Origin of the sequence: Streptomyces sp. N50 (assembly GCF_033335955.1) — a bacterium.
Lineage (GTDB): Bacteria > Actinomycetota > Actinomycetes > Streptomycetales > Streptomycetaceae > Streptomyces.
Window position 1 is genome coordinate 4,707,514 of sequence record NZ_CP137549.1, and the last position, 13,861, is coordinate 4,721,374.

General features: G+C 70.6%; 12 protein-coding genes and 2 pseudogenes. 8 read left to right on the plus strand and 6 right to left on the minus strand.

Annotated elements, in window-relative coordinates; genetic code table 11:
• Positions 1-164 precede the first annotated feature (164 nt).
• The 5 genes and pseudogenes from fxlM to R2B38_RS20955 form a co-directional block, all read right to left on the minus strand.
• Positions 165-1,604 (minus strand): annotated as a pseudogene (gene fxlM / locus R2B38_RS20935) (methyltransferase, FxLD system); the annotation flags it as partial.
• Positions 1,605-1,791: 187 nt separating this feature from the next.
• Positions 1,792-2,979: an ATP-grasp peptide maturase system methyltransferase gene (tgmC, locus tag R2B38_RS20940; RefSeq protein WP_318017592.1), complete on the minus strand. Its 1,188-nt coding sequence runs from the start codon at positions 2,977-2,979 to the stop codon at positions 1,792-1,794.
• Positions 2,969-3,931, minus strand: coding sequence for an ATP-grasp ribosomal peptide maturase (gene tgmB, locus R2B38_RS20945; protein ID WP_318017593.1), 963 nt, complete (start codon positions 3,929-3,931; stop codon positions 2,969-2,971). Before tgmB ends, tgmC begins: the two co-directional genes overlap by 11 nt.
• A gap of 5 nt (positions 3,932-3,936) precedes the next feature.
• Positions 3,937-4,239, minus strand: coding sequence for a putative ATP-grasp-modified RiPP (gene tgmA / locus R2B38_RS20950; protein ID WP_318017594.1), 303 nt, complete (start codon positions 4,237-4,239; stop codon positions 3,937-3,939).
• Between the two features lie 319 nt (positions 4,240-4,558).
• Positions 4,559-5,005, minus strand: coding sequence for an ATP-binding protein (locus tag R2B38_RS20955; protein ID WP_318017595.1), 447 nt, complete (start codon positions 5,003-5,005; stop codon positions 4,559-4,561).
• A 241-nt stretch (positions 5,006-5,246) separates the two neighbouring features.
• Here R2B38_RS20955 and R2B38_RS20960 point away from each other — a divergent pair, with 241 nt between their 5' ends.
• Both R2B38_RS20960 and R2B38_RS20965 read left to right on the plus strand, forming a co-directional pair.
• A complete protein-coding gene (locus R2B38_RS20960) occupies positions 5,247-6,530 on the plus strand; it encodes an XRE family transcriptional regulator (RefSeq protein WP_318017596.1) in 1,284 nt (427 codons plus the stop codon).
• Positions 6,527-7,068: pseudogene (locus R2B38_RS20965) on the plus strand (N-acetyltransferase family protein). The gene R2B38_RS20960 and the pseudogene R2B38_RS20965 overlap by 4 nt, the downstream one beginning before the upstream one ends.
• 197 nt (positions 7,069-7,265) lie before the next feature.
• Here the strand turns inward: R2B38_RS20965 and R2B38_RS20970 are convergent.
• Positions 7,266-7,616, minus strand: a complete 351-nt coding sequence (locus tag R2B38_RS20970; RefSeq protein ID WP_318017597.1) for an antibiotic biosynthesis monooxygenase — start codon at positions 7,614-7,616, stop codon at positions 7,266-7,268.
• A gap of 415 nt (positions 7,617-8,031) precedes the next feature.
• Between R2B38_RS20970 and R2B38_RS20975 the strand changes: the two genes are divergently transcribed.
• The 6 genes from R2B38_RS20975 (at position 8,032) to R2B38_RS21000 (ending at position 13,853) form a co-directional block, all read left to right on the plus strand.
• On the plus strand, positions 8,032-9,117 hold the full coding sequence (locus R2B38_RS20975; protein ID WP_318017598.1) for a beta-ketoacyl-ACP synthase III: 1,086 nt from the start codon (positions 8,032-8,034) through the stop codon (positions 9,115-9,117).
• Positions 9,118-9,243: 126 nt separating this feature from the next.
• The gene (locus R2B38_RS20980) at positions 9,244-9,480 is read left to right on the plus strand and encodes a phosphopantetheine-binding protein (protein ID WP_318017599.1); all 237 of its coding nucleotides are present in this window, start codon (positions 9,244-9,246) and stop codon (positions 9,478-9,480) included.
• Between the two features lie 2 nt (positions 9,481-9,482).
• Positions 9,483-10,712, plus strand: coding sequence for a beta-ketoacyl-[acyl-carrier-protein] synthase family protein (locus R2B38_RS20985; protein WP_411978482.1), 1,230 nt, complete (start codon positions 9,483-9,485; stop codon positions 10,710-10,712).
• 46 nt (positions 10,713-10,758) lie between these two features.
• Positions 10,759-11,754, plus strand: coding sequence for a 3-oxoacyl-ACP synthase III family protein (locus tag R2B38_RS20990; RefSeq protein WP_318017601.1), 996 nt, complete (start codon positions 10,759-10,761; stop codon positions 11,752-11,754).
• A gap of 81 nt (positions 11,755-11,835) precedes the next feature.
• Positions 11,836-12,615 (plus strand): ferredoxin, encoded by a 780-nt coding sequence (locus R2B38_RS20995; protein WP_318017602.1) that lies wholly within the window; start codon positions 11,836-11,838, stop codon positions 12,613-12,615.
• Positions 12,612-13,853, plus strand: a complete 1,242-nt coding sequence (locus tag R2B38_RS21000; protein WP_318017603.1) for a cytochrome P450 — start codon at positions 12,612-12,614, stop codon at positions 13,851-13,853. The genes R2B38_RS20995 and R2B38_RS21000 overlap by 4 nt, the downstream gene beginning before the upstream one ends.
• Positions 13,854-13,861 lie beyond the last annotated feature (8 nt).

Below are 13,861 nucleotides of genomic sequence, written 5' to 3' on the forward strand. Positions count from 1 at the left end.
AGGACGCGGAAGTTGGGACCCGACCGGAGTCGGCCGGACGTGGTCGGGTCCGCCGCTACGGTCGCACGCGTGACGTTCCCGGTATCTCCGGGGCGGGCTGCCGATCTACGAGTGCGGCCGGTCGACGAGGTTCCTGATCGCGTCGGGCGGCTGTGCGCCGGGCATCACCGCCAGTCGACGACGATCCGGTTCAGCGGGTTGTCGAGAGCGAAGAGGCCAGGGCGCCGCTCGATGGCGGGGGCGTCAAGGGGCCGGATCTCGAACGTGGCTTCGCGGCCGCGGTATTCGCGGTCCCAGGTGCGGATGGCATCGGCGACCTTCGCGGCCGACTCGTCGCTGCCGGGGCCGTGGCCGATGACGCCGAACTCCCAGAGTTTGCCGCCCTCGGGGGTCTTCTCCTTCGACGGGCGCCGTGCCAGGTAGGTGATGGCGCCTTTGTCCACGACAGCGGTGGAGGAGGGATAGGGGTCCTCGGTGAGCAGGCCGCCCTTGGCGCTCCGGGGGAACGACATCCGGATCAGGCCGGAGGGGAGGGAGCAGGTGACGAAGAGTTCCATCCACTCCGGTGACTCCATGGCCTGGACCGTCATGCCGGTCCATTCCTCGGTGCGCGGCCGGTCGAGGACATCGGCAAGGGCGTCGGCGTCGATGTTCAGCCGGGCCGGGGCCTGGAGTCGTACAGTGCCGTCCGCGCCGAGGGGGATGACCCGGCGGTCGTCGTCGGCGATGCCCCGCCTGAGCGGCATGAAGGTGTTCATCTCGCTGCCGAGGGAGACCCAGCGGCCATCGCGCTGCTCGTAGGCGATGGAGCGACAGACCGAGCCCTTGAGTCGCTGGGGGACGAGGAGCCGTCCGCCGGGGGCGAGTTGCCGCAGCCAGGCGTGCGGTACGCCGTGTGCGCCGACGGTGGCGATGATCCGGTCGTACGGTGCTCCCTCGGTGTAGCCGAGTGCTCCGTCGCGGGTCACGGCCTCGACGTTGCTGATCCCGGCGGCGGCGAGGTGTGCGCGGGCGCCCTCCACAAGGTCGTCGTCGACGTCGAGGGTGGTCACGTGTCCGCTCCCGCCGACAAGATGGGCGAGCAGTCCGGCGTTGTAGCCGGTACCGGCGCCGAGTTCGAGGACGCGCTGGCCGGGCTGGACGTCGAGTTGGTCGAGCATGAGGGCCACGACGCTCGGCTGGGAGGCGCAGGAGATCGATGTGCCGTCGGTGTCGTACTTGATGTGCACCGGGGTGTTGGCGTAGGCGTCTTCGAGTGACGCGTCGGGCACGAACACGTGGCGGGGCACGGTCCGCAACGCGGTCTCGACGGCGCTCGTGCGGGCGTGGCCCTCCGCGCGGAGCTGGTCGACCAGGGCGTTGCGGAGGCGCTCGGCGTCCGCCCCGGGGGTGGCGATCGTGTCGGTGTTCACCGCGCCGACGCTATCGACGCCGGCGTTTGCCGCGCCGGGCGACGCGGTGTTGTCACTCGTTCCCATGACTACCTCGACTACCTCTCGTGCGATGTCGGCCAGTGTGCTCTGGTCGTCCCGGAGCAGACCGGCGCGGTTGGCGTGGGAGATCACGTGGTGGAAGAGCACGTGATGGGCGATGACGGCTCGTAGGCGTTCCTGCGGGCAGATCACGGTGGGCGGGATCTGTGGGGGATGGGTGAGGGAGGGCGCTCTCGGGCCATCGCCGGAGACCACGGGCACGGCCCGGAACCGGCCGATCTTCGCGTCACGGGGTTCCGCCCAGTCCTTCAGCGGTTCGTCGCCCGTCCTGGCGTTCCTCGCGTCGGGGGTGGCGGTCTCAGGTGGGTAGCGGCCACTGCGGGCCGTCCGGATTCCCGAGCCAGACCACCTGTTCGTCGTGGGAGACCGTGACGCCGAACGCGGCGCGGTTCGGTGAGCCGTGCTCCTCCCAGGTGACGATCGCCGACTCGACCACGTCCCAGAGACGGCGCGGACCGCCCTGGCGGACCTGCCAGCCGCTGTCCGTGGCGGTAAGGACGGCGAAGGAATCGGTGACGCCGTCCAGCACGAACGTGGCGGCCGGACCGCAGTCGACCGCCAAGGAGAAGAACCGGGCGTCCGGTGCCGCGAGTTGTGCCATGAAGGCCGGGCCGGGGGTCGTGAGAACGCCTGGCCCGTACGTGGCTTTCCGCTTCGTTCCGTCGTCGGGTCCCGGGATCACGCCGAGGCTCTCCGGCGCGTCCTGCTGGCGGGCGATCATGAAGCTCGGGTCGTCCTCGCTGAACCAGCCGCTCGCACTGTCCCCGCTGACGGTGAGCTTGACCAAGCCCAGGGAGCGCATCCACCCGCGGAGGGTGGTGAGGATGACACCGCCGGGCACCACCTGTTCCAGCCACGCGGGGGGAATGTTCCGGAAGCCGCACGTGGCGATCAACCGGTCGTACGGGGCGCCGCGACGGTCGCCGGTGCGGCCGTCCCCGACCAGCAGGTGAGGGGTGTGACCGGACTCGGCGAGAGCCGCACGAGCCCGCCGTGCCACGCCCTCGTCCGTCTCGATGGAGGTGACGTTGCCGCCGCCGAGGCGGTGGCACATCAGTGCCGTCGAGTAGCCGGTGCCCGTCCCGATCTCCAGCACCTTCATGCCGTCGTGCACGTCCAGGTCTTCGAGCATCCGCACCACCAGGCTCGGCAGCGTCGAGGACGAGGTGGGCGCCGCATTGCTGATCGGCTTCGGATCGGCCCAGTCGATGGCCCGGCCGTCGAACTGGGTCATCCAGGTCGCGTCGGTGTAGACGAGCCGAAGCCATTCCTCGTGGCCGACGGTCTCCTCGGTGACCGGTTCCCACGTGGTGATGTCAGGGGCGTCGGTCTCCCGGTAGAAGCGTGGGACAAAGACGTGCCGTGGAACGACCTCCACGGCGGACCGCCACTCCCGCGACCGCAGCCAGCCGCCTTTCTCCAACTGGTCTGCGAGCTGCCGCCGAAGGCCGGCCGCAATTGCCTCGGTGCCGGGCTCAGTGGACACGAAGCCCTCCTTCCAGGAGATCAGCGAGTGCGACGGTCATGGGCAGGCCGGTCGGCGGCTCCATCCATGCCCACTGGCCAGAAGGGTTGCACTCGATGAAGACCCACTCGCCGGGTTCGGTCAGAGCGAAGTCGAACGCCCCGAAGACGAGGCCGAAGTGCCTGAGGTAGGCGCGCATCGCCCGCTCGACTTCTGGGGGCGGGGTGACGGGTGTGTAGGTGTGGGTGCTGTAGTCCGTGCGCCAGTCGAGGAGACCGGAGTCGATGCGTACGGCGAAGATGTGCTCGCCGATCACCGTGACCCGGATGTCCGCGACCTTGTCCACGCGCTTCTGGAAAAGGTGCATGGTGCCGGTCACGGAGTCGTCGATCTCGTCGACGGTCACCTCGGTCACGGGAACGGTCTGGGCCTTGCCGTCGACCACGTAGAGCGGAACCGAGAGCGGTTTGAAGATGGCCGGGCCATGCTCCTTGAGGAACGCGCGGGCATCGTCAGGCACATTGGTGATGAGCGTGGGCGGCAACACGAAGCCGACCTCCGCCGCTGCGGCGAGACCGACCGGTTTGTACTCGGCGTCGCCGATGCGGTTGGGATGGTTGACGTAGAGGCAGCCCGGCAGGGAGGTCAGGATGCCGCCGAGGCCGTAGCGGGCCTGGGCCGCGGCGAATCGCTCGTCCTGCCGGTCGAGGTGCGGGAAGGCGAAGCCGGACGGTCGCCGGTAGTACATGGCTCGCACCGAGTCCAACTCGGCACACCTGCTGGGGGTTTGAACGCTCCCCCGCCACACGTCGGAGCCGCCGATGGAGGCGGAACACGACAGGGCGGCGGGAAAGTCACCGGAGTCGAACCGCACGACCGGGACACCTCGGTCGTGCAGCTCGGCGATCACGAAGTCCGCGGTCGGATCGTCGAGGTTCGTGACGACCAGGACCGGACGATCGTCGTACGACACCGGAGTCACTGGTCGGTGTCGTTCCCGGTGTCGCTGTCCGGGGAGTCGCTGTTGCGGTCGCCCTGACCTGTGGTGCCGGTCGCCGGGTTCGTACCGGAGGACGTGCCGTGTCCTGGGGACATGGTCGGGGCACCGGAGGCGTCGAAGTATCGGGTGGTCTGCGTCGCCGGGTCCAGCTCCACCCTCGCGTAGTCGGGGACTTCGACGGGCGGGTAGGGGGCGATACGGCGCAGGCCCCACGGGGCGGCTGTCAACTGCCCCTGCGGCAGCGGGCTGCCGGTGGGGAAACGGTCCATGTGACTGAACACGGTCTTCCTTTCGTAGGGGGGACGTGGATGGTGTGCGGCTGTCTTGCTTCCTCAGCTCGGGCTGTGAGCCGTCGGGAGTGCGCTCAGGTCGTCGGTTCTACTCAAGTGGCTGAGATGGACGAGATGGCCGACCCGGCCGCCTGGCAGTCGGGTATGCAGACCCAGAGCCGGAACGGGAAACCTCGGTGGCACACGTCGCCCAGAATCCGGCCACTCGCTCCCAACCGCCGGGCGCAGAAGGCACAGTCCATAGCCATCTGTTGGCGGGGTCTGAGGTGTGCGATGTCCGGGAGCGAGGGGCGTACCGCGACCGAGGTCTTCACGCGTCGTCCTTGACGCGGAGTTCGGCCCAGACTTCCTTGCCCCACGGGCGTCTGCCGGAGCCGCGCAGGTCGTAGCCCCAACGGTCGGCGAGGGCGTCGATCAGGAGCAGGCCGCGGCCCGACTCGTCGTCGCCAGTGGCCGAACCGAGTACCGGCAGACATGAGGGCGCCCGGTCCACCACGCCTACACGCACCCGTGTCCCAGTCGGCTGCCCGACCATCAGGCGGATCGAGTGGCACGAGGTGTGCCTCACGGCGTTCGCGACCAGCTCCGAGATGATCAGCGAGGCACGGTCGGCGAGGTCGTCGAGGTGCCATGAGCCCAGGGCGTCACGAACGAGCTTGCGTCCGATCTCGGCCGTGGACGGCTCGCACGGGAAGGTCTGGCTGTAGGCGGGGTGGCCGGTTGGGGTGGCCTGAACTGGCGTACTGAGACTCGTCATTGAGGTTGAGCCTTCGTGTTGTCTCGGCGCCCGGACGCCCCCCGGAGAACTTCAGGGTCGAACCGGGCCGTCAACAGCCGCCCGCCACAAGTGGGAGGTGATGGGCGACCAGCACCCAGCCAACTCTCTTTCGCAGCAAGCTGGTTAGGACGATGCGGTGCTCACCCGAGGGGCCGACCTAGGGTGATTTGACCACCCCGTTACCTGGCGGGTGCGGGGTTGTGAGAGCTACCGTGCGGCCATGGACACCACGCGCAACACCGTCCTTGAGGCGTGGATGGCCGAACACGGCTACAGCTCCAACGGCCTTGCCGACACGGTGAACAGGGCGTTGGAGCAACTGACCGGGAGACCCGGCGGCCTCGACGGATCGTCGGTCCGGGCCTGGAAAGCGGGTCGGGTCAAGTGGCCGAAGTCGGCTACCCGTAAGGCACTTGAGGACGTGAGCGGTCTACCCACCGTCGCCCTAGGGTTCGTGCCAGGGAGCCGGGTTCGGCCCACCCCAGCCTCACCGCAGCAGGAGGACCCCGACATGAAGCGCCGTACTCTCGTCGGCGGCATCGCGGCGGTTGCCGCAGCGGCAGCCGCGCCCGGCACCGCCTCCCCGCGCCGGATCGGCATGAGCGACGTCGATCGCCTCCAGAAGCGCTTCGCCGAGATCATCGCCAGCGACCACCGCCACGGCGGCCAACTCGGCATCGAGCACCGGGCGGCCGCGCTCGCCGACGAGGCGCTCAATCTCCAGAACGCCGGCAGTGCCACCCAGCGCGTACGCAGCAACCTCTACGCCTCCGCCGCGGCCTTCCGTTCCTCGGCGATGTGGGCCGCCATCGACGGCCGCCGCTACGACGACGCCAAGGCGCACATGCGCGAGGCCCAGGCCCTCGCCGAGATGTCCGGCGACCAAGCGATCAAGTTCCGCATCTGGAGCCACGCGGGCACCATGTACCGGCACATGGGCCGACCTGCCGACGCCCTCGCTGCAAACGACGTTGCCCGCAACTTGCACCTCACGCGCCGCGACCCCCTGTTCGCCTGCCTGGGACACGCTCGCCAGGCTGCCACCCTCGGCCTAACTGGAGACACCGCAGCCGTACGGCACGCCCTTGGCTGCGCTCAGGACGCGCTCGTGCGCGCCGATCCGCATCTCGCTCGCCCGGTGTGGATGGCTGCCGTCCGCGATGGAGCCGAGCTTGAAACACTTGCTTTGTCCGCGTACCTCCGCCTGGGCAACTTCGAACAGGCGGAATCGCACGCCCACCGAAGCCTGACACTGCTCCGCCCCCAGATGCAGCGCGACCGCGCCATCAACACCGCCCGGCTCGCCCACGCCCAGCTCGGACAGGGCGAAGCCGATGCCGCAACGGCCGCCGCGATCAAGGTCCCCGCCGATGTTGCCACCCAGCACGCCCGGGTTACGCGCATGCTCCAAGAGTTCGGTGCTGCGCTGCGAGCCACTGCACGAGGCAGTGCCACCGTGCAGACGTGGACCGAGCACACCGCTACCTGGAGGAAAGCCGCCTGACCGCGGTCCCCGCCAGCGAACTGCGCACGTTCACCACCCTCGACTCCGTCCGCGGCGAGCTCCTCGACGTGTACGCCGAGGTGCGCGCCCCGCTCCTGCACCTGTCGAACTACGCGGTCACCGCGTTCGGCGAGCGCCTGGATCGGCACGTCGCCGACCCGGGGTTCATGGCCCTCCTCGCGTACGCGGACGGCCATCCAGTCGGCTACGCCTACGGGGCAACACCATCGAGCACAGCGACCGGTACTGGCAGCGCACCAGTCCCGCGCCGGCGGACAAGTACACCGAGCGCCCGGCGGTGGCCCTGAAGGAGATCGGCGTTCGGCCGGCCTGGCGGAAGACAGGCACAGCCCGCCGTATCCATGACGACTTCCTCACCGCACGCGACGAGCCGTTCGTCACGCTCATGGTCAACTCGGCGGCCGGGGACGGAAAGGTCCACGCGCTTTACGAGTCATGGGGGTACGAGGACATCGGGCAGAGCCAGCCGTCTCCGGCCTCGCCGGTCCTTACCGTGATGATTCGTGCCAGCCACTGACTGCCCCACGAATAATCGAGCCGCACCCCCGGTACCCCACTTGCACCGAGGGCGGTTCAGCCCGAGGTCGCGGTCCCGTCGCCAAAGCGCGCGTCGCAATCAGATGTCTGGCGGCGGGAGATCCTACGAAGGGATTGGCGAGCGTCTTGGCGGGCAAGGCGGCCCGCCTCGCCGGTCATTACTTGGCCAGCCCTCCCCTAGCCCTCCTTGGGCCCCGCCTGCTGCACCACCTCGAACGTCCACAGCGTCGCGTCCGTAGCGGCGGGCCTCGGCCGCTCACCCTGCGGGGCACCCGGTGCGGAACCCTCCGCGGACCCGCCCCGGTGCGCGGCCTGCCCCATCCCCGACATCCAGTTCTGGAAGTCCTCCTCGGCACGCCAGCGCGTGTACACGAGGTAGGTGTCGGTGCCCTCGACGGGCCGGAGCAGCTCGAACCACTCGAAACCGTCCGAGCCGTCCACCGTCCCGGCCCGGTTCGCGAACCGCTTCTCCAGCGTCTCGCGCTGTTCCTCGGGGACGGTGAGTACGTTGATCTTGACGATGCTCATGGGTTCATTCTCCCAGTCGGCGTCGGCCGGAGTCCGGCGCGGGTCGCCCGCCGCACCAGGTCCACCCCGGCGGACCCTGAACGACCCCGGTGGCCTGGAGGCATCAGCGGCTCACGCCCAGAGCTCCCGACCCGAACTTCCCTCATCAGTAAGCCCGTTGGCGGCCTGGCGAGAAAGCGGCAGGCCCCCTGCGAGCGGCCGTGTGTCGAACGGCCGCCCTCAACTGCCCCCTTTCGGGTGATCTCCGGGCGACATAACAGACGTAACGTTTCCTCACTTCGGTGGCTGAGCTGGGGTTTTACGGATGAGCGCGCGAAACTGCGCACGTATTCGAATCGCGTCACGCCCACGCCCCCCTCTTGATCCGAATTAAAGTCGTGCCGCTCGTCCAAGATCACTTCCCATCGAGGCGTGTGTGACCTTCCGACTGCCCAGCGCAGCCCCGCTCTTGAGAACGCCGCAGACGGCGGTCATCGAGGGCATCGCCGGTTTCGTCCCCCCGGACGCGGTGCCGAACCACGCCCTGCCCGCCGCGTGGGACGTCGACGACGCCTGGGTCCGCCGCCGCACCGGCATCGGCGAACGCCGCCGCGCGGCACCGGGCGTGACCACCGGTGACCTCGCGCTGGAGGCGGCCGGCCGCGCGCTCGCGGTCGCCGGCGGCCCCCTGGTCGACGCCGTGATCGTCGCCACCTCGACCCCTGACCGGCCCATGCCCGCCATGGCCCCCCGCCTCGCCACCCGCCTCGGCGAGATCGCCGCGTGGGACGTCTCCGCCGCGTGCAGCGGTTTCGTCTACGGCCTCGCCGCCGCCGTGGGCAGCCTGACCTCGGGATGCGCCGACCGGGTCCTGCTGGTCGCGGCCGAGGTGTACTCGACGCTGCTCGACCCGCAGGATCGTTCCGCCGGAATCCTGTTCGGCGACGGCGCCGGGGCGGTGGTCCTACGGCGCGGTGAGCGCGACGAGCCGGGTGCCGTGCTGGCGCTGGACCTCGGCGGCGACGGCTCGGGCGAGGAGCTGATCCAGGTGCCGGGTGGTGGTGCGCGGGAGCGTTCCCGGCCCGGTGAGTTCGGCCCGGGCGACCGTTACTTCCGTATGCGGGGGCGTGAGGTGTTCCAGCATGCGGTGACCCGTATGACCCAGTCCGCCCACGCCGTGCTCAAGCGCGCGGACTGGGCGGCCGAGGATGTGGACCGGTTCTGCGCCCACCAGGCCAACGCCCGCATCCTGTCCGCCGTCGGCGTCCGCATCCCGGTCCCCGCCGAACGGCACGTCACCAACATCGCGCGCGTCGGCAACACCGGCGCCGCGTCCATCCCGCTGGCCCTGGCCGACGCCACCGCACGGGGTGAACTCCGGGCGGGCGAGCGGTTGTTGCTCACCGCCTTCGGCGCCGGACTCACCTGGGGCTCGGCGGCCCTGGTGTGGCCGGAGCTGCCGACCGTAACCCGGATCGACGATCCCGATCATCCCGCCCCACGGACGAACCCGATCGCCTGAGACACCGCACGAACCCTCACCGGTCCCGGGGCGCTCCACAGCTCCCTGTGAGCGTCGGTCATGCGTAAAACAGGTCGGACGACCCTATTCCGTATCCCGTATTCCGCCCCCACCGAAAGGACCCCCATGCCCCCCGCCCAGACCGCCGTGACCGCCGTACTCACCGAGAAGTTCGAGGTCAGCGCCGAGAGCATCCGGCCGGAGGCCACTCTGGAGAGCCTCGATCTCGACTCCCTCGCGCTGGCCGAACTCGCCCTCGCGCTCCAGGAGCAGCTCGGGGTTCCGGTCGCGGAGGAAGAGGCCGCCAAGCACAGCACCGTGGGTGAGCTCGTCGCCGCGCTGAACGCCAAGCGGGAGCGGTGACGGTGGCGGCCGGGTCCGTGTCCGTCACCGGGCTGGGGCTCATCACCCCGGCCGGGGTCGGCCGCGAGGAGACCTGGGAGGGGGTGCTGAGCGGACGGTCCACCGGTGCCACGGACCCCGAACTCAAGGGCTGTGCCGTGGACTTGTCCTGCCGTATCCCGCTGATGACCCCGGAGCAGGCGCGGATCGGCGGCGGCAAGGCCTGGCGGATGGGCCGGTTCAGCCAGCTTGCCCTGCTCGCGGCGCGCGAGGCCGTCGCCGACGCCGGGCTCGACCCGGCCGGGTGGGACGGGGCGCGGGTCGCCGTGGTGATCGGTTCGGGGCTGGCCGGGGCCGCGCATCTGGAGGACCAGACGATCCGCCATCACCAGGGCGGACCCGAGCTGGTGTCACCCGCGCTCGTGCCCATGCTGATCTCCAACATGGCTGCCGGAGAAGTGTCGTTGGACCTCGGCGCCCATGGTCCGTCCCTGGCGACCGAGAGCGCGTGCGCCTCCGGGGCCAGTGCCCTGGCCGTGGCTCGGGGGCTGTTGCTCGCCGGGTTGTGCGACATCGCGGTGGCGGGTGGCGCGGAGGCGGCCGTCACCCCGGTGATCACGTCCGGCTTCCAGCGGATGGGCGCGCTGTCGTCCCGGGTCGACGAACCCGCCGCCGCCTCACGGCCGTTCGCGGCGGACCGGGACGGGTTCGTGATCTCCGAGGGCGCCGCGATCCTCGTCCTGGAACGGGAGGCGGACGCGCGGGCGCGTGGAGTGCGACGGTACGCGCGTCTCGCGGGCGCCGGTCAGACCTCCGACGCGCATCACCCGACTGCCCCTGCTCCGGGCGGAGTTCACGCCGAGGCCGCGCTGCGGTCGGCGCTCGCGGAGGCGGGGCTGGGACCGGCCGACGTCGATCACGTCAACGCGCACGGGACCTCGACGCCGCTGAACGACCTGACCGAGGCGCAGTTGATCGCACGGGTGCTGCCGCACCGGCCAAGTGTCACCGCCGCCAAGGGAGTTCTGGGCCACAGCCTCGGCGCGGCCGGTGCGATCGAGGCGGCGCTCACCGCCCTGACCATCCACCGCTCGGCCGTCCCGCCGATCGCCAATCTCACCCCGGACAACCTCCCCTACGACCTGGACTGCGTCACGGACGAGCCCCGCGGTCAGCGCGTCCGGGCCGCCGTCAGCCACTCCTTCGGGTTCGGCGGGCACAACGTCGTGCTGCTCCTCACCGCCGAGGACTGACGACAACTGGCCGAGGGCTGCACCGGATTGGATTGGAAAGGGCTCAATGACCGTTCACAGCAGCATCGTTCACGCCACCGTCCACATCCCCGAGGGACGCCAGACCGTGGCCGCCGTGGAGGACCGGTTCCGGGCGGGCAGCCCCGCCGTACCGCTCTCGCGCGGTGTGCTCCAGCGCATGTACGGCCTGGCCGAGCGCACCGTGGCCGACGACCTGGAGCAGCCCTCCGACCTGGCCGCGCACGCGGCCCGGCGCCTGTTCGAGGACACCGGCACCGAACCGGGCGCCGTCGATCTGCTCCTCTACGCCGGCATCCTCGCCGACATGGAGGAGCCGGCCACCGCCCATGTCGTCGCCGACAAACTCGGCCTGGGCTGCCCGGTGTTCGACCTGAAGAACGCGTGCAACGGAGTCCTCAACGCCCTTGAGGTCGCCGACGCGTTCATCCGCAGCGGGCAGTACCGGCGGGTGCTGGTGACCACCGCCGAGGTCAGCACCCGGGAGAGCCGGTGGCAACTGGACGACCCCGCCGACCTGTTGACCGCCCTGCCCAGCCTCAGCACCGGCGACATGGGCTCGGCCCTGCTGGTGGAGGCGGGTGACCGGCCCGGCATCCTCGGCTCGCGCTTCTTCGCCAACTCCTGGGGCTGGCGCGCGGCGACCCTGCCCAACCCGTACGCGCAGCACCGCACACTCGGTCATCTTCGGATCGACTCCGCCCAGTTGGTGGGGTCGTTCGAGGGACTGCCGCGCAAAGTGCGGGGTGCGATGAGGGAGTTGGGCGTCGACGGCGACGACCTCGACCTCGTCTGCGTGCACCAGCCCTCGGTGCCGTTCACCAAGGTCGTCTGCGACTGGGTGGGCGTGGACCCGGGCCGGATCCTGGCCACCTTCCCCACCCACGGCAACGTGGCGACCAACACCATCCCCCTCCAGCTCGCCGCCGCCCTCGACAGCGGCCGCCTCCAACGCGGCGACCTGGTCGGCATGTTCGGCTTCGCGAGCGGGGCGAGCGCGGGGGTGGTCGTGTGCCGCTGGTGAACGCCCTTGGGGAGAGCCGCCGGTGAACCACGACACCCCCCGAGCCCCCGACACCGTACGAACGCGAAGGCACAAGGCACCATGACCCCGACCCGCACCCCCGGCACCCCTCACACTCCCCGCATCCCACCCCTCCCGCCCGCCCAATGGCCCCCGGTCCTGCGGTCGTTGCTCGCCGACTCCCGGCAGGACGGCCCCGGCCGGGAGAACCTGTTCGGCACCCTCGCCCACCACCCGGTACTCGCGCACGCCTGGCTCTCCCTCGCCCGGGTCCTCACCCACGAGGGCACACTCGGCCACCGCGGACGGGAGTTGATCGTGCTGCGGGTGGCCCACCGCCTCGACGCGCCCTACGTCCACGGGCGCCACCGCACCCGGGCCGAGGACGCCGGACTGACGGCCGTGGAGATCGACGCGACGGCCGCCGACCTGGCCGTCCACCCCTGGCAGCCGGAGGACCGCGCCCTGCTGGAGGCGGCGGATCTGCTGGCGGTCAACTCCGCCATTCCCGAGGGACTTTGGGACCGCCTGGCTCGCGTCCTCGCCCCCGAGCAACTCGTCGAACTCCTGGTCCTGGCCGGTCAGACCGCCACCATGTGTACGACGCTCAACACTCTCCGCACCCCCTCCGACCGGCAGCCCTCGCTCACCGTGCTCCTGGAACGGGACCGCTGTTGCAGCGCGGGCCAGTGCGTGGGCGTGGCGCCCGAGGTGTTCGAGCAGGACGAGGCGGACGGCCGGGTCGCGCTGCTCGTGCCGGAGCCGGACGCGCGGTACGTCGACGAGGTGCGCTTCGCCGCCGACCTGTGCCCCAGCGGCGCCATCACGCTCGTCGACCATGAGGAGACAGCCCACCCGTGACCGCCCCCACCCTCACCGCCCCCGCCCTCAAACTCCCGGCCCCCTATGGCAGTTGCCCGCTCTCCCCGCCGCCCGCCTACACCGCCGCCGCCCGCGAGGCCGCCGTCACCCGGGCCACGCTGCCGGACGGCACCGCGTGCTGGCTGGTCACCGGGTACGACGAGGTACGGGCCGTGCTGGCCGACGCCCGCTTCAGCGCGGACGCGCGCACGCCGGGGTTCCCGTTCCTCTCCGCCGGACAGCGTCAACTGGCCTCCGCCAAGCCGAGTTTCATCCGCATGGACGACCCCGAGCACGCCCGCCTGCGCCGGATGGTCACCAAGGACTTCCTGGTCAAGCGGATCGAGGAACTGCGCCCGGGCATCCAGGACATCGTCGACCGGGCCGTGGACCGCATGACCGAGGGCCGCACCTCGGCCGACCTGGTCGCGGACTTCGCGCTGCCGATCCCGTCGCTGGTCATCTGTCTGATGCTGGGGGTGCCGTACGAGGACCACGACCTGTTCCAGTCGCTCAGCCGCACCCTCCTCGACAACCGGACGACCCGACCGGAGGCGGAGCAGGCGCACGCCGAACTGATGGGCTATTTGGCCGGGTTGGCCGAGCGCAAGCGTCGCGAGCCCGGTGACGACATCCTCAGCCGCCTCGCCGCCCGCGACGACCTGACCGACCAGGAGACCGCGTCACTCGGCTTCCTCCTCCTGGTCACCGGGCACGAGTCCACCGCCAACATGACCGCCGTCAGTGTGCTCGCCCTGCTGCGCAGGCCCGACCAGGCGGAACTCCTGCGCGGGAGGCCGGAGTTGGTGCGGGGTGCCGTGGAGGAACTCCTGCGGCACCTCACGATCATCCACCTCGGCCTCGGCCGGGCGGCGACCGAGACCGTGCGGGTGGGCGAGGTGACGATCCCGGCGGGCGAGGGGGTGATCTGCATGCTGTCCACGGCCAACCGCGACGAACGACTCTTCCCGTCCGCCGCCCACCGGGACGAGCAACTCCGCGCGTCCGCCGCCGGCTTCGACCTCACCCGCGACGCCCGCCGCCATGTCGCCTTCGGCTACGGCATCCACCAGTGCCTGGGCCAGACCCTGGCCCGCGTGGAACTCCAGATCATCCTCACCACACTGCTACGACGCCTGCCCACCCTGCGCCTCGCCGTCCCCGCCGACCAACTCACCTACAACCAGGACAACATCGTGTACGGCCTGCGGGAACTCCCGGTGACCTGGGCGCCGTAGCCCTGGGG

What these genes read in the sequence shown, in the direction of transcription:
- R2B38_RS20970 (WP_318017597.1), bottom strand. Translation starts at nt 7,616, where the DNA reads ATGAGCATCGTCAAGATCAACGTACTCACCGTCCCCGAGGAACAGCGC.
- R2B38_RS20995 (WP_318017602.1), top strand. Translation starts at nt 11,836, where the DNA reads ATGACCCCGACCCGCACCCCCGGCACCCCTCACACTCCCCGCATCCCA.
- R2B38_RS20980 (WP_318017599.1), top strand. Translation starts at nt 9,244, where the DNA reads ATGCCCCCCGCCCAGACCGCCGTGACCGCCGTACTCACCGAGAAGTTC.
- R2B38_RS20960 (WP_318017596.1), top strand. Translation starts at nt 5,247, where the DNA reads ATGGACACCACGCGCAACACCGTCCTTGAGGCGTGGATGGCCGAACAC.
- R2B38_RS20955 (WP_318017595.1), bottom strand. Translation starts at nt 5,005, where the DNA reads ATGACGAGTCTCAGTACGCCAGTTCAGGCCACCCCAACCGGCCACCCC.
- R2B38_RS20990 (WP_318017601.1), top strand. Translation starts at nt 10,759, where the DNA reads ATGACCGTTCACAGCAGCATCGTTCACGCCACCGTCCACATCCCCGAG.